The 21949-nt window shown below is 70.6% G+C and carries 20 protein-coding genes; 5 read left to right on the top strand and 15 right to left on the bottom strand.

Features of this window, described 5'->3' with window-relative positions; translation table 11 throughout:
• Positions 1 to 112: 112 nt before the first annotated feature.
• The 3 genes from ABZ622_RS26885 to ABZ622_RS26875 form a co-directional block, all read right to left on the bottom strand.
• Positions 113 to 451, bottom strand: coding sequence for a P-II family nitrogen regulator (locus ABZ622_RS26885; RefSeq protein WP_124716139.1), 339 nt, complete (start codon positions 449 to 451; stop codon positions 113 to 115).
• Entirely contained in the window at positions 448 to 1800 is a 1353-nt protein-coding gene (locus tag ABZ622_RS26880; protein WP_360547336.1) for an ammonium transporter, read from the bottom strand. Before ABZ622_RS26880 ends, ABZ622_RS26885 begins: the two co-directional genes overlap by 4 nt.
• 370 nt (positions 1801 to 2170) lie before the next feature.
• The gene (locus tag ABZ622_RS26875) at positions 2171 to 3643 is read right to left on the bottom strand and encodes a hypothetical protein (protein ID WP_360547334.1); all 1473 of its coding nucleotides are present in this window, start codon (positions 3641 to 3643) and stop codon (positions 2171 to 2173) included.
• Between the two features lie 424 nt (positions 3644 to 4067).
• Here ABZ622_RS26875 and ABZ622_RS26870 point away from each other — a divergent pair, with 424 nt between their 5' ends.
• The gene (locus ABZ622_RS26870; RefSeq protein WP_360547332.1) at positions 4068 to 4727 is read left to right on the top strand and encodes a bifunctional DNA primase/polymerase; all 660 of its coding nucleotides are present in this window, start codon (positions 4068 to 4070) and stop codon (positions 4725 to 4727) included.
• Positions 4728 to 4874: 147 nt separating this feature from the next.
• Here ABZ622_RS26870 and ftsY read toward each other — a convergent pair whose 3' ends face one another.
• Positions 4875 to 6080 (bottom strand): signal recognition particle-docking protein FtsY, encoded by a 1206-nt coding sequence (gene ftsY, locus ABZ622_RS26865; RefSeq protein WP_360547330.1) that lies wholly within the window; start codon positions 6078 to 6080, stop codon positions 4875 to 4877.
• 109 nt (positions 6081 to 6189) lie between these two features.
• On the opposite strand from ftsY, the gene ABZ622_RS26860 reads away from it, so the two are divergent.
• Positions 6190 to 7605, top strand: a complete 1416-nt coding sequence (locus ABZ622_RS26860; protein ID WP_360547328.1) for a cytosine permease — start codon at positions 6190 to 6192, stop codon at positions 7603 to 7605.
• Between the two features lie 57 nt (positions 7606 to 7662).
• Positions 7663 to 8628 (top strand): LLM class flavin-dependent oxidoreductase, encoded by a 966-nt coding sequence (locus tag ABZ622_RS26855; protein WP_360547326.1) that lies wholly within the window; start codon positions 7663 to 7665, stop codon positions 8626 to 8628.
• A gap of 24 nt (positions 8629 to 8652) precedes the next feature.
• On the opposite strand, the gene ABZ622_RS26850 is transcribed toward ABZ622_RS26855, so the two are convergent.
• The 4 genes from ABZ622_RS26850 to ABZ622_RS26835 all read right to left on the bottom strand — a co-directional run bounded on the left by ABZ622_RS26850 (position 8653) and on the right by ABZ622_RS26835 (position 15272).
• Complete coding sequence (locus ABZ622_RS26850; RefSeq protein WP_360547324.1) at positions 8653 to 10071, bottom strand: sugar porter family MFS transporter; 1419 nt, start codon at positions 10069 to 10071, stop codon at positions 8653 to 8655.
• Between the two features lie 121 nt (positions 10072 to 10192).
• Complete coding sequence (locus ABZ622_RS26845; protein ID WP_360547322.1) at positions 10193 to 13966, bottom strand: AAA family ATPase; 3774 nt, start codon at positions 13964 to 13966, stop codon at positions 10193 to 10195.
• A 372-nt stretch (positions 13967 to 14338) separates the two neighbouring features.
• Positions 14339 to 14551, bottom strand: a complete 213-nt coding sequence (locus ABZ622_RS26840; protein WP_018551753.1) for a hypothetical protein — start codon at positions 14549 to 14551, stop codon at positions 14339 to 14341.
• Between the two features lie 439 nt (positions 14552 to 14990).
• A complete protein-coding gene (locus ABZ622_RS26835) occupies positions 14991 to 15272 on the bottom strand; it encodes an acylphosphatase (protein WP_360547320.1) in 282 nt (93 codons plus the stop codon).
• 145 nt (positions 15273 to 15417) lie between these two features.
• Here ABZ622_RS26835 and ABZ622_RS26830 point away from each other — a divergent pair, with 145 nt between their 5' ends.
• Positions 15418 to 16341: a CAP domain-containing protein gene (locus ABZ622_RS26830; RefSeq protein ID WP_360547318.1), complete on the top strand. Its 924-nt coding sequence runs from the start codon at positions 15418 to 15420 to the stop codon at positions 16339 to 16341.
• 75 nt (positions 16342 to 16416) lie between these two features.
• A complete protein-coding gene (locus tag ABZ622_RS26825; RefSeq protein ID WP_360547316.1) occupies positions 16417 to 16809 on the top strand; it encodes a helix-turn-helix domain-containing protein in 393 nt (130 codons plus the stop codon).
• On the opposite strand, the gene mutM is transcribed toward ABZ622_RS26825, so the two are convergent.
• The 7 genes from mutM to rsmD form a co-directional block, all read right to left on the bottom strand.
• On the bottom strand, positions 16806 to 17666 hold the full coding sequence (mutM, locus tag ABZ622_RS26820) for a bifunctional DNA-formamidopyrimidine glycosylase/DNA-(apurinic or apyrimidinic site) lyase (protein WP_360547314.1): 861 nt from the start codon (positions 17664 to 17666) through the stop codon (positions 16806 to 16808). The genes ABZ622_RS26825 and mutM overlap by 4 nt on opposite strands.
• A 92-nt stretch (positions 17667 to 17758) precedes the next feature.
• Entirely contained in the window at positions 17759 to 18583 is an 825-nt protein-coding gene (gene rnc, locus ABZ622_RS26815; RefSeq protein ID WP_266911637.1) for a ribonuclease III, read from the bottom strand.
• 19 nt (positions 18584 to 18602) lie between these two features.
• Positions 18603 to 18776, bottom strand: a complete 174-nt coding sequence (gene rpmF, locus ABZ622_RS26810) for a 50S ribosomal protein L32 (RefSeq protein ID WP_003965982.1) — start codon at positions 18774 to 18776, stop codon at positions 18603 to 18605.
• Positions 18777 to 18778: 2 nt separating this feature from the next.
• Entirely contained in the window at positions 18779 to 19453 is a 675-nt protein-coding gene (locus tag ABZ622_RS26805; RefSeq protein ID WP_360547312.1) for a DUF177 domain-containing protein, read from the bottom strand.
• A 172-nt stretch (positions 19454 to 19625) separates the two neighbouring features.
• Positions 19626 to 20726, bottom strand: coding sequence for a cell division initiation protein (locus tag ABZ622_RS26800; protein WP_360547310.1), 1101 nt, complete (start codon positions 20724 to 20726; stop codon positions 19626 to 19628).
• Positions 20727 to 20824: 98 nt separating this feature from the next.
• Positions 20825 to 21304, bottom strand: a complete 480-nt coding sequence (gene coaD / locus ABZ622_RS26795; protein ID WP_360547431.1) for a pantetheine-phosphate adenylyltransferase — start codon at positions 21302 to 21304, stop codon at positions 20825 to 20827.
• 26 nt (positions 21305 to 21330) lie between these two features.
• Positions 21331 to 21915 carry a 16S rRNA (guanine(966)-N(2))-methyltransferase RsmD gene (rsmD, locus tag ABZ622_RS26790; RefSeq protein WP_360547308.1) on the bottom strand — a complete coding sequence of 195 codons (585 nt, stop codon included), beginning with the start codon at positions 21913 to 21915 and terminating at the stop codon, positions 21331 to 21333.
• Between the last annotated feature and the right edge of the window lie 34 nt (positions 21916 to 21949).

The following is a 21949-nucleotide window of genomic DNA, read 5'->3' as shown; positions in this document are numbered from 1 at the left end:
CTTCGGCGCTTCGGGGCCTTCGGCGCTTCAGGACCATCGGCCTTCAGGACCATCGGCCTGCGGGGCCGCCGGCTCATCGGGACCGTCGGCCCGTCGGCGCTTCGGCCGTCGGTCAGAGTGCGTCCGGGCCGCGTTCGCCCGTGCGTACCCGGACCGCGGTCTCGACCGGCACGCTCCAGACCTTGCCGTCACCGATCTTGCCGGTACGGGCGGCCTTCACGACGAGGTCGATGAGCTGTTCGGAGTCCTCGTCCTCGACCAGGACCTCGATCCGGATCTTGGGTACGAGGTCGACGGTGTACTCGGCGCCCCGGTAGACCTCGGTGTGGCCGCGCTGGCGTCCGTATCCGCTGGCCTCGGTGACCGTGAGGCCCTGGACGCCGAAGGCCTGGAGGGCCTCCTTGATCTCGTCCAGCCGGTGTGGCTTCACGACCGCGGTGATGAGCTTCATGCGTCCACCTTCTTCGTCTTCGCTGCTGCCGTGCTGCCCGGTGCGGAGCTCGTGGTGCGCGGGGCCGCGCCGCCGCCCGCTCCGCTGAAGTCGTACGCCGTCTCGGCGTGTTCGACCTGGTCGATGCCGGAGATCTCGTCGTCCTCGGGGACCCGCATCCCGATCGTCCGGTCCAGCAGGAAGGCCAGGATCGCGGAGACGACGAGAGAGTACGCGAGGACGGCGAGGACGCCGACGGCCTGCTTGCCGAGCTGTTCGAGGCCGCCGCCGTAGAAGAGGCCCTTGGCCTCGGACTGGACTCCGCCGGTGGCGAAGAGGCCGACGAGGAGGGATCCGGCGATGCCGCCGACGAGGTGGACGCCGACCACGTCCAGGGAGTCGTCGTAGCCGAAGCGGTACTTCAGACCGACGGCCATGGCGCAGAGCACACCGGCGATCGCGCCGACCGCGATGGCACCGAGCGGGCTGACCGCGCCACCCGACGGGGTGATGGCGACGAGTCCGGCGACCGCGCCGGAGGCGGCGCCGAGGGTGGTGAAAGAACCGTGGCGGAGCTTCTCGTAGCCGAGCCAGGCGAGCATCGCGGCGGCGGTGGCGACCTGGGTGTTGACGAACATCACCGCGCCGACACCGTCGTCGTTGCCGAGCCACGAGCCGGCGTTGAAGCCGAACCAGCCGAACCAGAGCAGACCGGCGCCGAGCATGACGAGCGGCAGGCTGTGCGGCCGCATCGGGTCCTTCTTGAAGCCGACGCGCTTGCCGATGACGAGGATCACGCCGAGCGCCGCCGCACCCGCGTTGATGTGGACGGCCGTGCCGCCCGCGAAGTCGATGACGCCCATCTCGAACAGCCAGCCGCCGGCGCCCCAGACCCAGTGGGCGACGGGGAAGTACACGACGGTGACCCAGAGCGTGATGAACAGGGCCCACGAGGTGAATTTGACCCGGTCGGCGAGGGCGCCGCTGATCAGGGCCGGGGTGAGCACGGCGAACATCAGCTGGAAGACGGCGAAGACGTAGACCGGGATCGTGTAGCCATCCCAGAGCTGGGTGACGCCGATCCCGCTGAGCCCGAGGTAGTCCGAGCTCCAGCCGACGACGGAGCCGATGTCGGTGCCGAAGGCGAGGCTGAAGCCGAAGAGCACCCACAGGATGGTGACGATCCCGAGGCTGATGAAGCTCATCATCAGCATGTTGAGGGTGCTCTTGACGCGGACCATGCCTCCGTAGAAGAAGGCCAGGGCCGGGGTCATCAGCATCACCAGGGCGGAGCAGATCAGCATGAACCCGGTGTTGGCGGCAGACAGTGTCGGGGTGTCTGCGGCAAGCGTCGTGATGCCTGGGGGCATCGGCGTCTCCTCGTCGTCGGTGCGGCCACGTGCGGGCGATGGGAGCGGCACCACGTGCGGGACCACTGGGGAAAAGGTGCGGGCCGGTTATGGGCAAGAGATTCGCCCGGTGTGGTTTCCGCCGATGCCGCACGGTGTTTCACCGTGGTGACGAAGAGGTCCGGTGTGTTACGTCGCCATGAACCGGCGGTGGCGGGTCCGGCGTCGGGCCCGTCCCGCGGCCGGGGCCGCATACGGTGCGGTTACGACTCTCCCGCACGGGCACGGCAACGCGAACCGGCCACGCCGACCACCCGCTGACCTGGCAAACGGGGGAGCCGAAGTCGGTCTGTGCGGGGTGGTCGCCGTGGCCGGGGCCGGGGTGCTGCGCTCAGACCGCTTCGGCGGTCTCCGGCAGCTGTTCGGTGAGGAGATCGGTGAGCTCGGCGACATCGGGGATGTCCCCGAAGTCCCTGGCGGCGGTGTCGACGGTCTTTCGGAGCCGGGTGTTGACGCGCTCGGAGCGGATCTTCCTGGCGACGCGCAGGGCCTTCTCGGCCAGCACCGTGGACTGTTCGGGCTCGCGCTTGAGGAGGTGGACGGTGGCGAGACCGATCAGGTTGAGCGCGTAGGAGCGCTGGTGCTCGTCGTCGTCGCCGAAGAGCTGGACGGCCTTCTCCATCAGGGGCTCGGCGAGCGAGGCGTACGTGGGGCTGCGGCCCGCCACATAGGCGAGGTCGCGGTAGGAGTGGGAGTTCTCGCCGTTGAGCTCGGCCTCCGAGAAGAAGCGGATCCAGTCGGGCTCGGGCTCGCCGTCGATGCCCACCTCGAGGAAGGTGTCCTCGGCCATCCGGACGGCGCGTTTGCACTTGCTGGGCTGGCCCATGTTGGCGTACGCGCGGGCCTCCATCGCATACAGCATGGCCTGGGTGCGCGGGGTGGCGCAGTCCCGGCTGCCGTACTGCGCGAGGTGGATCAGTTCGAGTGCGTCGTCGGGCCGTCCGAGGTGGATCATCTGGCGGCTCATGCTGGACAGGACGTACGAGCCCAGCGGTTTGTCACCGGCCTCCTTGGAGGCGTGCAGCGCGAGAACGAAGTACTTCTGGGCGGTGGGCTGGAGGCCGACGTCGTAGCTCATCCAGCCGGCCAGCTCGGCCAGCTCGGCGGCGCACCGGAAGAGCCGCTTGGCGGTGGCCTCCGGCTGCGGTTCCTGGAGCAGGTCGGTGACCTCGTGGAGCTGTCCGACGACGGCCTTGCGGCGCAGTCCGCCGCCGCACTGCGCGTCCCACTGGCGGAACATCGCGGTGGTGGACTCCAGCAGGTCGAGCTCGGGGCCGGAGAGCCTGGAGGGGCGGCGGGCCGCCGCCGGGTCCGGCTCGGCGGGGCCCGCGCCGGCGACGGGGACCAGCCAGCGCTGCATGGGCTCGATGAGCGCGGGGCCGGCGGCCAGGGCGAGTGAGGAGCCGAGGAATCCCCGGCGGGCGAGCATCAGGTCGCTGCGGGAGAACTCGCTGAGCAGGGCGACGGTCTGCGGGCCCGCCCAGGGCAGGTCGACGCCGGACACGGACGGCGACTGGTGCGCGGAGCGCAGTCCGAGGTCCTCGATGGCCACGACGGAGCCGAAGCGCTCCGAGAAGAGCTCGGAGAGGATGCGCGGAATCGGCTCGCGGGGCTGCTCGCCGTCGAGCCAGCGCCGCACCCGGGAGGTGTCGGTGCTGATGTGGTGGGCACCCATCTGCCGCGCCCGGCGGTTGACCTGACGAGCCAGCTCGCCCTTCGACCATCCGCTTCGCACGAACCAGGAGCTCAACTGCCCGTTGGGGCGCTTACCGGCATTCGAATCGCCTGCGCCGCTGCCACTCACTGGAACGCCCCCATCCGCCGAATACCTGTCGCGCGAACCATTACCAGAATGCCCTGAGTCGATGCCGCCCATGCGGAGGTCGCGCACCATCGAACATGAAATCGGGTTGCCTCCGGCATACCCACGGGCGCACATACTTCCATGGTTCGTGTACCGACGGTAATCCTACGATCACCACCCGGGCGAGGGCGCTTACAGAAACGCCACCATTCGCCACCCCTTCGAATGAACGCCACCCCCGTTGGGCGCGATTCACTTGACACACGGCGATCCATAAGGAGCGCAGTGATGCGCAACGGGGCGCGCGAAGAATGGCGCACAACCCCGCACACCACCGGCGTACTCCGGATCACCGACGACGACGGAGCGTCACGACTCCAGTCCGCGTCGTAACCACCGGCGAGTCGGACCCGTTGGAGGGGGCATGGGCTTCACGATCGGCGGCATCCGCGAGATGCGCACCGGCTCACGGCGCCGCGGCCGTGCGGCCGAGTACACGGCGGTGGCCGAGTGCACGGGGCTGTGGGGCTGGGCCGTCGTGCCGGGTGCGCGGGCAGCGGCCGGCCGCTGCTCCTGCGGGCAGCCGGGCTGCCCCTCCCCCGGCGCCCATCCGCTGGACCTCGCCCCCGAGGTCCCCGCCGGCGCCATGCTCGACGCGGCCGCCGACGCCTGGGCCCGGACGCCGGGCGCCTCGATGCTGCTGCCGGTGGGGCGCACCTTCGACGTGCTCGATGTCGCCGAGGCGGCCGGGCGCCGGGCCCTGGTGCGGATGGAGCGGATGGGACTGCCCCTCGGCCCGGTCGCGGTGACCCCGGGCGGGCGGGCGCAGTTCTTCGTGGCCCCGGGCGCCGCCGCCGAGCTCCCGCAGCTGCTGTACCGGATGGGCTGGGACGACGCGGGGCTGGACCTGCGGGCGCTGGGGCCCGGCTGCCACATCACCGCCCCGCCGTCCGACGAGGGCGGCCGGGGCCCGGTCCGGTGGCTGCGCCCGCCGGAGCTGGACACGGCGGCCGCGCCGCCGCAGGCCCGGCTGCTGCTGGGCACGCTGGCGTACAGCTGCCATCGCGCACCGCTCTGCGGCTGAGCCCGCCGGGCATACGAGGGCGCGTCCGGCCCCGACCGCCGGGCATGCGGGGCGTCCGGCCCCGATCCGCCGGACACGCCCTGACGCGGAGGAGCCCGGCCGCTGCTGTGCCGCGCGGCCGGGCTCCTCGTGTACGGCGTACGGGGGTCAGTCCCCGATCAGGGCGTCCACGAACGCCTCCGGCTCGAACGGGGCCAGGTCGTCCGGTCCCTCGCCGAGACCGACGAGCTTCACCGGGACACCCAGCTCGCGCTGGACGGCGATGACGATGCCGCCCTTGGCGGTGCCGTCCAGCTTGGTGAGCACGATGCCGGTGATCTCCACGACCTCGGCGAACACCCGGGCCTGCACCAGACCGTTCTGCCCGGTCGTGGCGTCGAGGACGAGCAGCACCTCGTCGAGCGGGCCGTGTTTCTCGACGACGCGCTTGACCTTGCCGAGCTCGTCCATCAGCCCGGTCTTCGTGTGCAGCCGCCCGGCGGTGTCGATGAGGACCACATCGGCGCCCTCGGCGATGCCCTCCTTCACCGCGTCGAAGGCGATCGAGGCGGGGTCGCCGCCCTCGGGCCCGCGCACGGTGCGGGCGCCGACGCGCTCGCCCCAGGTCTGGAGCTGGTCGGCGGCGGCCGCCCGGAAGGTGTCGGCCGCGCCGAGCACGACGCTGCGGCCGTCGGCGACGAGCACCCGGGCCAGCTTGCCGGTGGTGGTGGTCTTGCCCGTTCCGTTGACGCCGACGACCATCACGACGCCGGGGGTGTCGAGGCCGCTCTCCGTCTTGACCACGCGGTCGAAGTCGGTGCCGAGCAGGTTGAGGAGCTCCTCGCGCAGCAGCGCGCGCAGCCCCTCGGGGGTGCGGGTGCCGAGCACCCGGACACGCTCGCGGAGCCGCTCCACCAGTTCCTGGGTGGGTGCGACGCCGACGTCGGCGGTGAGGAGGGTGTCCTCGATCTCCTCCCAGGTGTCCTCGTCGAGGTTGTCGCGGGACAGGAGCGTGAGCAGCCCCTTGCCGAGGGCGTTCTGCGAGCGGGCGAGCCGGGCGCGCAGCCGTACCAGACGGCCGGCGGTGGGCTCGGGCACTTCGAGGGCGGGGGCGGCGGGCGCCTCCGGCTCGACGGCCTCGGGGGCCTCCTCGGCGGGGGCCTCTGGGGGGCCGACCTCCTCGATGGTGCGGCGCGGTTCCTCGCGCGGCGTCTCGGCTTCCTCGCCGACATGGGGCTCGGCGGGAGGAGTGATGGTCGGCGTGCTCGACGGTGCCGGGGGCAGCTGCTTCTTCTTACGGCTGCTGACCACGAGCCCGCTGATCACGCCGACCGCGACCAGGGCGATGACTACAGCAAGGATGACGAATTCCATAACCCACCCAGTATCAGTCACGTCCGCCCACGGGGACCGCCCCGAAGGATCCGCCGAGTTTCCGCTCGGCCGTTATGCACCTTTTGGCGGTAAAGGTACGATTCTGCCTGTGGAGACCCGCGGCCTTGAGCCCGTCCCCGACAACGAGCGCACCGGCCGGGTCCGGACCCTCTTCCCCACCTGGGTCGGCGCGAACCTGACCGTGCTCCTGCCAACCGTCGGCGCCGGGCTCATCGTCTTCAACGGGCTCAATCTCTGGCAGGTGCTCGCGGTCGCACTCACCGCCTCGGTGATCGGCTTCGGGCTGGTCGGCCTGGTCTCGATCGCGGGCAGACGGGGCGGGGCCCCCGGCATGGCGCTCTCCCGGGCCGTCTTCGGCCAGCGCGGCAATCTGCTGCCCGGTGCGCTGACCTGGGTCGCCCGCTGGGGCTGGGAGACCGTGAACGCGGTCACCGGCACCTACGCCGTGCTCGCCGTGCTGAATCTGCTCTTCGGCGTCACGGGCAGCCACCGGCTGACCCTGGCGACCCTGATCGCCTTCGTGGGATGCAGTTGCCTGGTGTCGGGGCTGGGCCTGGGTGCACTGCGGGTGTGCTGCACCTGGTCGGCGTACCTCTTCGGCGGTGTCAGTGTGCTCGTGCTGGTCCATCTGATCGGTGCGACCGACTGGCGGGACGTGCTGGGCAGGCCCGCCGGACCGATGACGATGATGATCGCCGGGGTCGGCACCCTGGCGGCGGGCGGTCTCAGCTGGGCCCCGTCCGGCCCCGACTTCGCCCGCTACCTGCCGCGCACGGCGTCCGGCCGGGCGATGATCGGGGCGACCGTGGGCGGCGCCGGGATCGTGTACGTACCGATGGTGCTGATGGGGGCCGTGATGGCGGTCGCCGAGCCGGGTCTGGCCGTCACCCGCGACCCGATCGCGTTCATCGGCCCGCTGCTGCCCGGCTGGCTCTCGGTGCCGTATCTGCTGCTCGCCGTGGCCGGCATGGCGCTGATCAACGCGATGTCGCTGTATTCGGCCGGATTCACCGCGCAGACGCTGGGATTCATGATTCCCCGCACCTGGGCGGTCGGCGTGAACGCCGCCATCAGCCTGTTCCTCGGCGCGGCGCTGATGCTCACGGCCGCGGGCTTCCTGGATTCCTTCGTCTCCTTCCTGACGCTGCTGGCCGTGACGTTCTCCGCCTGGATCGGGGTCTTCTGCGTGGATCTGCTGCGGGGCCGTACGTACGATCCGGCGGCGCTCCTGGACACCACGCCGACCAGCGCCTACTGGTACACCGCGGGCTTCGCCGTACCGGCCGTGGCCGCGTGGGCGACGGGGCTGGTGACGGGGCTGCTCTTCACCGGCGTGCGATGGTTCGAGGGGCCGCTCGCCACCACCTGGATCGGGCGCCAGGGGCTGGGCTGGGCGGCCACGATCACCGTCTCCGCCGCCCTGTACGCGATCCTGCCGCGCTCCGCCGGACGGGCCGGGGGTGAGCGCGTCGGGCGGGACGGTGGCACACCCCTACACTTCTGACGCTACGTCAGTTACTGTCCCGCCTCGCCGCGCCCGCCGACGATGGGGACAAGACTCATGGCCTTCACAGTGGTCCGGTTCAATCTGGTCGATCCCGATGCCACCCCCGAATCGCTCTCGGCCCGCTACCGTGCCGCGCTGGAGATGGCCGCGTACGCCGACGAGCACGCCGTCGACACCGTGCAGACCGAGGAGCACCACGGCGCCGCCAACTCCTGGCTGCCTTCGCCCTTCGTCTTCGCCGGCTCGGTCTTCGGTGCCACCCGCCGGATCGCGGTCACCGTCTCGGCGATCATCGGCCCGCTGCACGACCCGCTGCGGCTGGCCGAGGACATCGCGGTCCTGGACCTGCTGAGCGGCGGCCGGCTGGTCACGGTGGCGGGGATCGGCTACCGGCCCGAGGAGTACGAGCAGGCGGGGGTCGAATGGGGCAGGCGCGGCAGGCTCCAGGACGAGCTGCTGGAGACGCTGCTGCTGGCCTGGACCGGCGAGCCGTTCCCGTACCGGGGCCGTACGGTCAGGGTCACGCCGCGCCCGTACACCCGGCCGCACCCGCTGCTGCTGGTGGGCGGCAGTTCGCGGGCGGCGGCGCGGCGGGCGGCCCGGCTCGGGCTGCCGTTCTTCCCGAGTGCGCATCTGCCGGAGATCGAGGCGTACTACCAGGAGCGGCGCGCCGAGTTCGGGACGGACGGCTTCTGCATGATGCCCGCCGCCGAGACACCGCTGCTGCATGTGTCCGAGGACCCGGACCGGACCTGGGCCGAGTACGGCGAGTACTTCCTGCACGAGGCACGTACGTACGCCTCCTGGCAGTCCAAGGACATCCGCTCCGCCGTGCGTTCGGCGGCGACGACGGTGGCGGAGCTGCGGGCCGAGGGGGTCTACCGGGTCGTTACGCCCGACGAGTGCGCCGCGTCGGCCGCGGAGCTGGACAGCCTGGTCCTGCATCCGCTGTGCGGCGGGATGCCGGTCGAGGAGGGGTGGCGCAGTCTGCGGCTGTTCTGCGACGCGATCGCACGCTGACCCCCGACGCCGGGGACCCGGGGGTCAGCCCATCTCCTCCAGCGCCTTGCCCTTGGTCTCCTTCACGAACTTGAGCACGAAGGGGATCGAGAGCGTCGCGAAGCAGGCGTAGATGATGTACGTGCCCGACAGATTCCAGTCGGACAGGCTCGGGAAGCTCGCGGTGATCGCCCAGTTGGCGATCCACTGCGCGGACGCGGCGACGCCGAGCGCCGCGGCGCGGATCCTGTTGGGGAACATCTCGCCGAGGAAGACCCAGACGACGACACCCCACGACAGGGCGAAGAAGAGCACGAACACATGGGCCGCGACGAGCGCCACGACGCCCTGGGTGCTGGGCAGTTTGCCGTCGACCAGGTCGGCGGAGAAGGCCCAGGCCTCGAAGGCGAGAGCGATGGCCATGCCGGTGGAGCCCGCCAGCGCGAGCGGTTTGCGGCCCACCCGGTCCACCAGGACCATCGCGATGACGGTACCGATGATGTTGATGATGGAGGTGGTGAACGACCAGAAGAACGAGGCGGTCGGGTCGATGCCGACGGACTGCCAGAGCGTCGCCGAGTAGTAGAACGCCACGTTGATGCCGACGAGTTGCTGGAAGACGGAGAGGCCGATGCCGACCCAGACGATCGGCAGGAAGCCGAAGCGGCTGCCGAGCAGGTCGGTGAACCTGGACTTGTGCTCGCGGTGCATGGCGGTCTCGATCTCGGTCACCCTGGCGTCGAGGTCGACGTTCTTGCCCTCGACCTCCTCCAGGATCTTCCGGGCCCGGTCCTTCTTGCCGACCGAGATCAGGAACCGCGGCGACTCGGGGATCGCGAGGGACAGCAGCCCGTACAGGACGGCCGGGACGACCATGACGCCGAGCATCCACTGCCAGGCCTCCAGCCCGCCGATCTTGCCCCGCTGGTCGCCGTCGGCCAGCTGCAGAATGCCGTAGTTGACCAGCTGGGAGATGGCGATGCCGACGACGATCGCCGCCTGCTGGAAGGAACCGAGCCGGCCGCGGTAGGCGGGTGGCGAGACCTCCGCGATGTACGCCGGGCCGATCACCGAGGCCATGCCGATGGCGAAGCCGCCGATGATGCGCCACATCGCCAGGTCCCAGAGGGCGAACGGCAGCGCGGAGCCGACGGCGCTGATGGTGAAGAGCACGGACGCGATCTGCATGCAGCGGATCCGGCCGATGCGGTCGGCGATGCGCCCCGCGGTGGCCGCGCCGATCGCACAGCCGATCAGGGCGATGGCGATGACCTGGGCGAGCGTTCCCGAGCCGATGTCGTAGCGGCTGCGGATCGCCTCGACGGCGCCGTTGATGACGGAGCTGTCGTAACCGAACAGGAAGCCGCCCATCGCGGCGGCCGCGGTGATGAAAATGACATGGCCGAGGTGGTCCGGGTGGGCCGCTCGGGCTCCGGACGCCGGTCCCTGCGAGGTGCTGGTCACATGAACTCCTGATGCCTGGCCGCGCCGTCAGGTGTGGGGGCGAACCCTTCCAAGTGGCACACAACTTCCCGGCTGCCACCACTTGAGTGGACCGGCCCGGGGAGCACTCGGTGAGCAGGGCTCAGCGCAGCCGCTGGCTGATGACCTTGGAGACGCCGTCGCCCTGCATCGAGACGCCGTACAGTGCGTCGGCGACCTCCATCGTCCGCTTCTGGTGGGTGATCACGATGAGCTGCGAGCTCTCCTGGAGCTCCTCCATGATCCGGATCAGCCGCTGGAGATTGGTGTCGTCGAGCGCCGCCTCGACCTCGTCCATCACATAGAACGGGCTCGGCCGGGCCTTGAAGATGGAGACCAGGAACGCCACCGCCGTGAGCGAGCGTTCGCCGCCGGACAGCAGCGAGAGCCGCTTGACCTTCTTGCCGGGCGGCCTCGCCTCGACATCCACACCGGTGGCGAGCATGTTGTCCGGGTCGGTCAGGACGAGCCGGCCCTCGCCGCCCGGGAAGAGCCGTGAGAAGACGCCCTCGAACTCGCGGGCCGTGTCCCGGTACGCCTCCGTGAACACCTGCTCGACCCGCTCGTCGACCTCCTTGATGACCTGTATCAGATCGGCCCGGGTCTTCTTCAGGTCTTCGAGCTGCTCGGAGAGGAACTTGTGCCGGTCCTCCAGCGCCGAGAACTCCTCCAGGGCGAGCGGATTCACCTTCCCGAGTTGCTGGTACGCCCGTTCGGCCGACTTCAGACGCTTCTCCTGCTCGGCCCTGTCGAACGGCTTCGGCCGGTTGCGCGGATGCTCCGGATCCTGCGGCAGCTCCTCCCCCTCGGCGGCGGGTGACGGCGGTACGAGCTGATCAGGGCCGTACTCGGCGGCCAGCCCGGCCGGCTCGACGCCCAGCTCCTCCAGCGCCTTCGCCTCCAGCTGCTCCATCCGCAGCCGCTTCTCGGCGCCGAGCACCTCACCCCGGTGGACGGAGTCGGTGAGCTTGTCCAGCTCGCTCTTGAGGTCGCGGCCCCGGCCGCGCTCGGCCGCCAGCTCCCGCTCCCGCTCCGCCTTGGCCGCCTCGGCCACGAGCCGCTCCTGCTCGGCCCGTACGACGGACACCTCGACGTGCGCGAGCAGCTGACGGGCGCCGGACTCGACGGCGGAGGCGACGGCTGCCTCGTGCCGCAGCCGGGCCCGGCGCCGCTCGGCGCGGGCACGGGCCTCCCGCTCGGCGCGGGCACCCCGGTCGAGGGAGTCGGCGCGGCCGGCCAGCGCCTTTACCCGCTCCTCGTGGGTACGCGCCTGGAGACGGGCCTCCATCTCGGTCTGGCGGGCGTTGGCACCGTCGGCGGCGAGCCGGTCCCGTACCGAGGTGTCCGGCTCCTCCTCGACCGGCATCTCCTCGGCGACGAGCAGCCGTTCGGCCAGCTCCTCGGCCTCCTCCGTCGCCCGCTCCAGCGCCTCCTGAGCACGGGCGGCCGACGCCGTCATCCGCTCGGCCTCGCCCGCCGCACCACGGGCCTGACCGGCCAGCCGCCCCAGCTGCTGGGACACCCCGGACTTCTCCCGCTCGGCGGCCCGGCGCCGCTCCCCCAGCTCCTCGACCAGCGCGGCACCGGCCCGGCGCCGTTCCCCCGCGATCCGCTGCGCCTCGGTCAGTTCGGCGCACCGCACGGCCAGTTCCTCCAGCTGGGCCGCCGCCTCGTCGACCGAGGCCTGCACTTCGAGGAGGCTCGGCGCCCCGGCGGAACCACCGTGCGCGAAGTGCGCCGAGAGGATGTCCCCCTCGGCCGTCACGGCCGTCAGTTCCGGGTGTACGGCGACGAGGTCCTCGGCGTCCTCCAGGGTGCCGACCACCACCATGTCCCGCACCAGCCTGCGCACGGCGCCCATCAGTTCGACGGGCCCTCGGACGAGGTCGGCCACGGCGGGCGCCCCGCCCACGGCGACGGTCCCGACCTGAGCGCCCACGGTCGCCCCGTCCACCCCACCGGACCCCTGCACCTGCCCAGGCACATGTACGACAGCAGCATCGGCGTCGCCGGGGCTACCGAGGTCAGCCGCAGCACCGGCACCACCGAAGTCACCGGCCCCACCAGCCCCACCAGCACCACCAACACCGGGTGCACCACCACCCCCGCCAACCACACCAGCACCAGGGGCACCCCCCTGATCAGGGACCCCGGCGCGCACTCCGCCCAGCAGCAGCGCTGCCCGCCCCGCGTCCTGCTTGCGCAGCAGCCGGATCGCTTCCGCCGCCGTGGCCGGGTCCGTCACCGCGACCGCGTCCGCCGCCGCGCCCAGTGCCGCCGCCACCGCCACCTCGTGCCCCGGCGTCACCGTCAGGAGCTCCGCGGCCGGAGCGAGCAGCCCCGACAGCCGGTCCTGCGCCCCGAGCAGCGTGCCCGTGCCGTCCTTGCGGCGCAGACCGAGGGCCAGCGCCTCGTGGCGGGCCGCCACCGCCGCCCGCTTCCGTTCCTCGGCGGTGGCCGCCTCCCGGGCCGCGGAGTGCGCCGCCTCCGCCTCGGCGAGTGCCCGCCGGGCGGCGTCGTGCTGCTCACCGAGATCCTGATCACCGGCGTCCAGGCCCTCGACCTCGGCCTTGAGCTGCTCGTACTCCTCCTGGGCGGCGACCGCCCGCTCCTGCGCCTCGTCCCGGGAGGCGGCCAGCCGGTCGATCTCGGCCTGGGCCGAACTGGCACGGCCGCGGGCCGCGTTGACCTGGCCGTTCAGCCGGGCGAGTCCCTCACGACGGTCCGCGATGGCGCGGGCGGCGTCCTTGAGCCTGCGCTCCTCGGCGGCCAACTCCCGTTCCAGCTCGGCACGGTGGGCCGCGGTGTCGTCCAGCGCGTGTTCCGCGGCCTCCAGCGCGGCCGTCAGCTCCGCCTCCTGCTCGCGGATCCGGGCCGCCTCCCGCTCCATGTCCTCGGGATCGCGCCCGCGCCGCTCCTCTTCCACCGGGGCGGAGGCGCTCTTCACCCGGGCACCGGCCAGCGAGATCGTGCCGCGCACCCGCTCGGCCAGCTGGGACAGCTCGTACCAGGTCTGCTGGGCCCGCTGGAGCCGCGGCGTCAGCCGCCGTACCTCGTCCTCCAGCTCCGTCTCGCGGGCCAGGGCCGCCCTGAGTTCCGCCTCCGCGGCCTCCCGGCGCTGCTTGAGCGCCGCCTCGTCGGCGATCTCGCTGCTCAGCGCCGTGCGCAGCCGCACCATGTCGTCGGCGAGCAGCCGCAGCCTGGCATCGCGCAGATCGGCCTGGATGACGGCGGCCCGGCGTGCCACGGCGGCCTGCCGGCCGAGCGGCTTCAGCTGCCGCCGCAGTTCGTCGGTGAGGTCCTGGACGCGGGCGAGATTGGCGCCCATAGCGTCCAGCTTCCGCAGTGCCTTCTCCTTGCGCTTGCGGTGCTTGAGCACACCCGCGGCTTCCTCGATGAAGGCGCGACGGCCCATCGGATCGGCGTGGAGCACGGAGTCCAGCTGGCCCTGACCGACGATGACGTGCATCTCCCGGCCGATTCCGGAGTCCGAGAGGAGTTCCTGGATGTCCAGGAGCCGGCAGGTGTCGCCATTGATCTGATACTCGCTGCCGCCATTGCGGAACATGATCCGAGTGATCGTCACTTCGGCGTACTCGATGGGCAGTGCGCCGTCGGAATTGTCGATGGTCAGCGACACTTCGGCCCTGCCGAGCGGCGGCCGCCCGGTGGTGCCGGCGAAGATCACGTCCTCCATCTTGCCGCCGCGCAGGGATTTGGCGCCCTGTTCCCCCATGACCCAGGAGAGCGCGTCCACCACATTGGACTTGCCGGACCCATTGGGGCCGACGACGCATGTGATGCCGGGTTCGAACCGCAGCGTCGTGGCGGAGGCGAACGATTTGAAACCACGCAGGGTCAGGGCCTTGAGGTGCACGCCGCCGGACTCTACCTTTCACTCTCGGTTTCGCTGATGAAGGTGCAGGGCACATCAGACGGTAAGGGAAGGGGTGTACGCCGGGGGCGGGTCCCGCACAGCTTCCGAGTGGAAAAGGGATCCGGAAGATCCGGGGGATCCGAACGGGAAAAGAAAGAAGGGACGCCGAAGCGCCCCTTGGTAAATCTTGTGCGGTGTTACGTCTGAGCGGTGATATCCGCGTGTTGCTGGTGCAGCTGCGCATGACGGATCAAGGACATGTCACGAAGGTGACAGATCAAGAGCAGTGATCTTCAATGATCCGGCGACGATCCGGGTGATGATCTCGGACGGCTGGCGCGTGCGGCCCGACCGGCCCCTGGGGGCCATCGGTCAGGTCAGCGCCGGCTCCGCCTGAGGTACGTCGATGTCGATGCTGTCGAGCAGCGACTCTTGGTGCTGGGCGGCGGCGTTCAGCGCGTCGTTCTCGTCCTGGATCCGTACGAGCTCGGATTCCAGGTCCTGGACGCGCTGCTGGAGCCGTCGCATCTCGGCGAGGAGTCGCGGGTCGGAACCGCCGACGTAACCGAGAAGCGCCTTTGCCATGATGGATGGTCCTCCACACTGAGTGACCGACCGATGCGGTGTGGGTCGTGAGGGAATCGCACCCGCGGTGCTCGGCAGTGCTCTGTAGTCACTGCTGTTCTGCTGCCAAACAGCTCTGCCAAACAGCTAAGGTGCGCGGGGATTTCAGCGTCTCACCAAAAAGTTTGACGGTCAACACGATCACACCCTGTAGAGGCGGGCAGCCCTGGGGCGCGCGGCTCGGCGATCATGCGGCGCGACTCTCCTGCGGGGCCCTGCGGGGCGTGGAGATCATCCTTACTGCCGCAGCCTGGCACGGTAACCGAATCTTGGCAACCACCCGGACATTCCGCAGGTCATTTCATGTGTACGCAGATGAGCACCCCGTCCGGTAACACCTCGCCGCACTTCGAACACGGTCCGAACACGGCTGGCTCCGCACCCCCGGAACGGACCCGGATCAGCGGATCGCGAAGCCCTCATAACCGCCGCGCGGGGTGTCCCATATCTCAGTGACTCCGTCCACGCGTCCGGGTGTGTCGTCCGAGCGCAGCCAGTCCAGCAGCCGGTGGCAGTTCTCGCGCCGCCCCTCCGCCACGACCTGCACCCGGCCGTCGTCGAGATTCAGGGCGAAGCCGGTGAGACCACCGATCTCCAAGGCGCTCGCCCTGGTGAACCAGCGGAATCCGACCTGCTGCACTCGGCCGCGTACCCATGCGGTGAGTCGTACATCTTCGTTCATGCCCGAACGCTAACCGCCCAATTGCTCTCCGGGCACTTCCCGCCGTGAGGCCATGGCGTACAGTCCCGACGCAATGAACTCACTCGAACGGGTGAAACGTGTTGACGCCGGAAGTGGCGTCCAGATCGTCGGAAGGGCTCAGCAGATGGGACGCCATCGACGCCCCGCCACCACTGCCACCGCCGAGGAGCAGGCGGGGGGTGCGGAACGCAGCCGGGGCGGGCACCGCAGGAAGCGGTCCGCGGCACCGGTCCGTACCGGACTGGTCGGTGTCTCCGCGGCCCTGGCCGTGGGAGCCGCGGTGGTGGCCTCCGGCGTGCTGCCCGGCGGTGACACCTACACCCTGGGCGGTGGCGGCTCCGACCGGGTGCGCACCGAGGGCTCCCCGGATCTGCTGGGCCAGGGCGGCTCCTCCGCCGCCCCGGTCGACCGCGGCACCGCGTCCGACCCGGCCAGCCGCGGCATCGGCCGGACCGGGGGCCCGACCAAGTCCCAGTCCCCCACCGGATCCCCGTCCTCCGCTTCCTCCTCGAAGGCGTCCGCACCGGCCGAGCGGACGGAACCGTCCCGGTCCGTGTCGTCGAAGGCCCCTTCGACCGGCACCGGGAAGAGCACCACCCCCGCCGCCGGGAAGTCGTCCGCCGCACCGAAGACCTCCGCGCCCGTGACCCGCAGCGCCTCGGCCCCGGCCGACTCCTCCGTCCAGTCCGCGGTGCTCGCCCTGGCCAACCAGGAACGCGCGAAGGTCGGCTGCAGTCCGCTGACCGCCAGCTCCTCGCTCGCCTCGCTCGCCCAGGACTTCAGCGAGGACATGGCCGCCCGCGGCTTCTTCGACCACACCGACCCCGACGGCCGCAGCCCGTGGGACCGCGCCTCCAAGGCCGGCGTACAGGGCCTCGCCGCCGAGAACATAGCCCGCGGCCAGGCGAACGCACAGGCCGTGATGGAGTCCTGGATGAACAGCGACGGCCACCGGGCGAACATCCTCAACTGCGACTACAAGACGCTCGGCGTCGGTGTGCACTACGGCTCCGGCGGCCCCTGGTGGACCCAGGACTTCGGCTTCTGACCGTCGGCCCGCACAGCGCTCACCGGCGGAAAGCGCACTCCGGCGGTGAGCGCTGTGCGGGCGTAAGCTGCCGGTATGGACGAGAACACCCGTCTGGACGCGCTCGCCTTCGACGTGTTCTCCAGACAGTGCCCCTCACGCTCCACGCTGGAGCACGCCACCGGGCGCTGGGGCAGCCTGACGCTGGGAGCGCTGTACGAGGGCGGCTTCCGGTTCAACGAACTCCGCCGCCGGGTCGACGGGGTCAGCGAGAAGATGCTCTCCCAGACGCTCCACGCCCTGGAGCGGGACGGTCTGGTGCACCGCGAGGCCCGGCCGACCAATCCGCCGCGCGTCGACTACGGGCTGACGCCGCTGGGCCGACAGGTTGCCGAGCGGCTGCTCGCGCTGATCGAGCTCGTCGAGGGCCGGATGCCCGAGGTGCTCGCGGCCCGTACCCACTACGACGAGGCACACCCCGGCCGCTAGGCGGTCGTGCGCGGCGGCCGCTGGCAGCGTGGGCAGAAGTAGCTGGAGCGGTTCATCCAGGGGCGGCGGCGCATCGGGGTGCCGCAGCGGTGGCAGGGCTCGTCCTCGCGTCCGTAGGCGTCGAGTGAGCGGTCGAAGTATCCGGACTCGCCGTTCACATTGACGTAGAGGCTGTCGAAGCTGGTGCCGCCCTGGTCGAGCGCCGCGGTCATCCCGTCGCGGACGTGGCCGAGCAGCTCGGCGGACTTGGGACGGGTGAGGGTCGCGGTCGGCCGGTCGTAGTGCAGCCTGCTGCGCCAGAGCGCCTCGTCCGCGTAGATGTTGCCGACGCCGCTGATCAGCGACTGGTCGAGCAGGGCCCGCTTGACGGTCGTGCGGCGCAGTCGCAGGGCCGTGTGGAAGGCGGCGTCGTCGAACGCCGGGTCCAGCGGGTCGCGGGCGATGTGCGCGATGGTGTCGGGCAGCCCGTCGGGGGTGTTGTCGTGGAGCGAGAGCCCGCCGAAGGTCCGCTGGTCGACGAAGCGGAGCTCGGTGCCGAGGGCGTCGTCGAAACGGATCCGGATGCGCAGGTGTTTCTCGTCCGGTGCGTCCTGCGGCTGTACGAGCAGCTGGCCGCTCATCCCCAGATGGCCGAGGAGCGAGCTGGACTCGTCGTCCAGCGGCACCCAGAGGTACTTGCCGCGGCGCATCGCCGTTCCGAAGCGGGTGCCGCCGAGCCGGGCCGCGAAGTCCACGCCACCGGCGAGATGGCGGCGGACCGCACGCGGGTGCAGCACCTCGACGTCGCCGACGGTGCGGCCGGCGACCCAGCGTTCGAGACCACGTCGTACGACTTCGACCTCGGGCAGCTCGGGCACGGTGTCGCTCCTGAAGGGATGCTCTGATTGAACAGTACGGTTCTGGACAGGAAGAACCCCCCGGTGCACGAGGCACCGAGGGGTTCTCGGGGTCAGGCCGGAGCCGCGTCCGTGGACGGTGCCGGGCCGGCCGGGGCGTCGGCCGCCCCGCCGTCGGCAGCGGCCTTCGCCGCGGCCTCCCGTTCCTCCGCGGCGGCGCTGATCTCGCGCCAGGCGGACTCCGCCGCCTGCTGCTCCGCTTCCTTCTTGCTACGGCCGGTGCCGGTGCCGTACGAGACACCACCGACGCGAGCAGCAGCAGTAAAGGTCTTCTCGTGGTCCGGGCCGGTCTCCGTGACGATGTACTCGGGGACTCCGAGGCTCTCGCCGGCGGTGAGCTCCTGGAGACTGGTCTTCCAGTCCAGGCCGGCACCGAGGTTGGAGGACCTGTCGATCAGCGGGTCGAAGAGCCGGTGTACCAGCTCCGAGGCCGCGCTGAGGCCCTGGTCGAGATAGACCGCGCCGATCACCGCTTCGAGCGTGTCGGCGAGGATGGACGCCTTGTCCCTGCCACCCGTGCCCTCTTCACCGCGGCCGAGCCGGATGAAGGAGCCGAGTTCGAGGCCGCGGCCCACTTCCGCAAGCGCACGAGAGTTGACCACCGCGGCCCGCAACTTGGCCAGCTGGCCTTCGGGCAGGTCGGGGTGGGTGCGGTACAGCGTGTCCGTGACCACCAGGCCGAGCACCGAATCCCCGAGGAATTCGAGTCGCTCGTTGGTGGGCAGACCGCCGTTCTCGTATGCGTACGAACGGTGGGTCAGCGCACGCACCAGAAGGGCGGTCTCGAGTTGATACCCGAGCCGCCCTTCCAGAAGCGTGTGGGACGAGGCTGTGTTGACGTTGTCTGCCTTCTTCTTGGCGTTGGACAACTCAGACATCGGGCCTCTCACCAGCCGCTCAGACCTCGAGGACCTGGCGCTTGTTGTACGTGCCGCAGCTGGGGCACGCGATGTGCTGCAGCTTCGGCTCCTGGCAACGCTCGCACGAAACCAGGGTGGGGACCGCAGCCTTCCACTGCGACCGGCGGTGGCGCGTGTTGCTGCGCGACATCTTCCGCTTCGGAACAGCCACGGCTACTTCTCCTGCTTCTCGTCGACGCCCGCTTCGGCGCCGCCCATGTTGTCCTTCTCGCCGTCCTGAACGGTGTCGGCGAGTCCCTGCAATGCCGCCCAACGAATGTCGACGGCATCATGGTGGTGACCGGGGTTCTCGTCCAGCCTGATTCCGCATTCGGAACACAGACCGGCACAGGACTCCCGGCACACCGGCTGCATCGGCAGTGCGAGCACCACCGCATCACGCAGCACTGGTTCGAGGTCGAACAGGCCGTCCTCGATGAAGAGCCTGTCCTCGTCGTCCTCGGCGTCGTCGGCCGGCTCCGCCTTGCTGCTGCGGCTCCGGTCATCGGCGTCAGGGTACGAGAACATCTCCTGGAAGTCCGCCGCGACTTCTTGGCGCAGCGGCTCCAGACACCTTACGCACTCCCCCTCGGCCGACGCACGGGCGGTGCCTGTGACAAGCACCCCTTCCATGACCGACTCAAGACGGAGGTCCAGCTCCACGGGTGCGCCTTCCGGCACACCGATGACCCCTTCGATGCCGAGGACCGACGGCGGACCGGGTGCGTCCACCGAGCGGGAGAGCCGCTGGAGGGCACCGGGACGCCGGCCCAGCTCGTGCGTGTCGAACACGAGGGGGTTTCGGTGGTCGAGGTGGCCGTTCAGGGCTTTTCCTGCTTTCGAAATCATGTGCAACGCACATCGTGGGGAGGGCCGCCCGGATTCGGAGTCGAAACGGGCAGCCGGGATCGCGGACATACGCGCGACCGAAGAGCCAGGATACTGGACGCGCCGCCCAGCTCCCAATCCGGGCCGTCGGGGCCCTCCGGCCCGGGGCTCCGGCGCCGCCGGCCCCGTCCGGTCAGCGTTCCTGTTCGTACCGGCGCAGCTGGTCCAGGTCGATCAGGCTGGTGTCGAACAGGCTGGTCTCGTCGAGGGCGCTCTCACCCTGCGGCTGGAGCGCCTGCTGGGGCTGCACGGGCTGCTGCTGCCAGTTGTCGTACCCCTGGACCGGGACCTGGGACTGGACCTGGGCCTGGGACTGGGACTGGGCCTGGTCGTAGCCCTGCTGCTGATAGGCCGCGGCGTACGGGTCCGGCTGCTGCTGGTACCCGTAGACGTCCTGCTGCGGCTGCTCCTGGTACGCGTAGGTCTCCGCGTAGCCCGGCTGGGCCTGGGCGGGGAAGTGCGGCTGGGTCTGCTGGTGCACCGGCTGCGGCTCCGGGGTGGCGATCTCGGCGAGGCCGGCCCAGTGGTCCTCGTCGCTCATGTGCGCCTGGTTGCCCGCCGCGTCCTGGGCGGCCACATGCGCGCCGAGCTCGTCGGTGGCGACCCGGCCGTGCAGCTTCTGCCGGCCGCGGCCGACCGCCTCCAGGGTCTTGGCGAGCACCGCCTCGAAGGCGCCGAGCTTGGTGTCCACGTACTCGTCCGCGCGGCGCTGGAGGGTGGCCGGGTCGGTGCTGCGCTCGGGGGCCTCGGCGAAGTCCGGGTCCTCGTAACCCTGCTCGTCGAAGGGCCGGCCGCGGCCGAGGAGCTTCTCGCGGCCGCGGTCGACGGAGCCGATGGTCTTGGTGAGGACGACCTCGAAGTTGGCGAGCTTGCTGTCGACGTACTCGTCGGCGTCGCCGCGGACCTCGGCGGCCTCTCGGCGGGCCTCGTCGAGGATGCGGTCGGCCTCGCTGCGGGACTGCCTGGCGATCTCGGTGTCGGAGATCAGCGAGGTGCGTTCGGCGCGGGCGGCGCCGATGATCCGCTCGGCCTCCTGGCGGGCCTGCTCGGCCAGCTGCTCCTGGCCGCCGATGAGCTCCCGGGCGTCGGCGAGCGAGCCGGGCAGGGCCTCGCGCACCTCTTCGAGCATCGCGAGCAGTTCGGCGCGGTTGACCACGCACGAAGCCGACATGGGCATCGACCGGGCGTTCCCGACCGTTTCGACGATCTCGTCGAGCTTCTTCTGCACGTCCACCGTGTGCTCGCCACTCTCTACAGCCGATTGGAGACGGACGGGACGACTGTACGGCCAGTCGGCGCCCGTCCGACACCTGGTGACGGACCGTTAGCCGCTCACTGCTGGGCGAGGCGCGCGGTGAGGGCCTCGTGGACCAGCGGGGGGAGCAGGTGGGAGACGTCTCCGCCCCAGGTCGCGACCTCCTTGACCAGGGAGGACGACAGGAAGCTGTAGGTGGGATTGGTCGGCACGAAGAGCGTCTCGACGCCGGAGAGGCCGTTGTTCATCTGGGCCATCTGGAGCTCGTAGTCGAAGTCGCTGACGGCCCGCAGGCCCTTCACGATCGCCGGAATGTCGCGCTGCTTGCAGAAGTCGACCAGGAGGCCGTGGAAGGACTCCACCTGGACGTTGCCGAAGTCCGTGGTGACCTGGCGGATCAGATCGATCCGCTCGTCGACCGTGAACAGACCCTTCTTGGACTGGTTGATCATCACCGCGACGTGTACGACGTCGTACAGCTTCGAGGCGCGGCCAATGATGTCGAGGTGTCCATTGGTGATGGGGTCGAATGACCCCGGACAGACGGCGCGGCGCAACTTCATTCCCTCGCTCTCCGGTCCGGTCATCGTGCGTCTTCGCACGTAGAGGCGGCGCGACCGTACCAAAGCGTCCCTTCGCCGTAGCGACGGGCCCGCAACGGTTCGAATCCCTTCGGCCAGCCGAATTCTCCGCCTCTGGTGCTGCGTTCCACGGTGACGAGAGCATCGGCCGTGAGCCACCCCTGAGCACGGAGTGTGAGCAGTATCTCGCCAAGATCGTCGTCGGTGACGGCGTACGGCGGGTCCAGGAACACCACGTCGTAGGGGGCCTCCGGTGCTGGTCCCGTCACGATCTGTTCGGCTTTGCCGGTACGGACCTCGGCGCCGGGCAGGCCGAGGGTGCGGACGTTGTCCCGGACGGTGCGGACCGCCTTGGGGTCGGCCTCGACGAGCAGGGCGTGCACCGCGCCCCGGGAGAGCGCCTCCAGGCCGACGGCCCCGGAGCCCGCGTACAGATCGGCGATACGGATGCCCTCCAGGCTGCCGAGGAGCGCTTCCCAGGTGGAGAAGAGGCCCTCGCGCGCACGGTCGGAGGTGGGGCGGGTGCCGGTGCCGGGCGGAACGGCCAGGCGGCGTCCGCCGGCCGAGCCGGCGATCACGCGGGTCATGGGTGTCTGGTCCTCGGTTCGTGGGCGGCCCGCG

This window comes from Streptomyces sp. NPDC007164 (assembly GCF_040634135.1).
Classification (GTDB): domain Bacteria; phylum Actinomycetota; class Actinomycetes; order Streptomycetales; family Streptomycetaceae; genus Streptomyces; species Streptomyces sanglieri.
The sequence above is the reverse complement of the archived record's forward strand: the minus strand, read 5'-3'. Positions and strand labels throughout refer to the sequence as shown.

Bases quoted from the DNA above. Each gene is read 5' to 3' on its own strand.
- rsmD (WP_360547308.1), bottom strand. From the start codon at position 21,915: ATGACCCGCGTGATCGCCGGCTCGGCCGGCGGACGCCGCCTGGCCGTT.
- ABZ622_RS26830 (WP_360547318.1), top strand. From the start codon at position 15,418: ATGGGACGCCATCGACGCCCCGCCACCACTGCCACCGCCGAGGAGCAG.
- ABZ622_RS26880 (WP_360547336.1), bottom strand. From the start codon at position 1,800: ATGCCCCCAGGCATCACGACGCTTGCCGCAGACACCCCGACACTGTCT.
- ftsY (WP_360547330.1), bottom strand. From the start codon at position 6,080: ATGGAATTCGTCATCCTTGCTGTAGTCATCGCCCTGGTCGCGGTCGGC.
- ABZ622_RS26835 (WP_360547320.1), bottom strand. From the start codon at position 15,272: ATGAACGAAGATGTACGACTCACCGCATGGGTACGCGGCCGAGTGCAG.
- ABZ622_RS26885 (WP_124716139.1), bottom strand. From the start codon at position 451: ATGAAGCTCATCACCGCGGTCGTGAAGCCACACCGGCTGGACGAGATC.
- ABZ622_RS26805 (WP_360547312.1), bottom strand. From the start codon at position 19,453: ATGATTTCGAAAGCAGGAAAAGCCCTGAACGGCCACCTCGACCACCGA.
- ABZ622_RS26840 (WP_018551753.1), bottom strand. From the start codon at position 14,551: ATGGCAAAGGCGCTTCTCGGTTACGTCGGCGGTTCCGACCCGCGACTC.
- ABZ622_RS26825 (WP_360547316.1), top strand. From the start codon at position 16,417: ATGGACGAGAACACCCGTCTGGACGCGCTCGCCTTCGACGTGTTCTCC.
- rnc (WP_266911637.1), bottom strand. From the start codon at position 18,583: ATGTCTGAGTTGTCCAACGCCAAGAAGAAGGCAGACAACGTCAACACA.
- ABZ622_RS26855 (WP_360547326.1), top strand. From the start codon at position 7,663: ATGGCCTTCACAGTGGTCCGGTTCAATCTGGTCGATCCCGATGCCACC.
- ABZ622_RS26870 (WP_360547332.1), top strand. From the start codon at position 4,068: ATGGGCTTCACGATCGGCGGCATCCGCGAGATGCGCACCGGCTCACGG.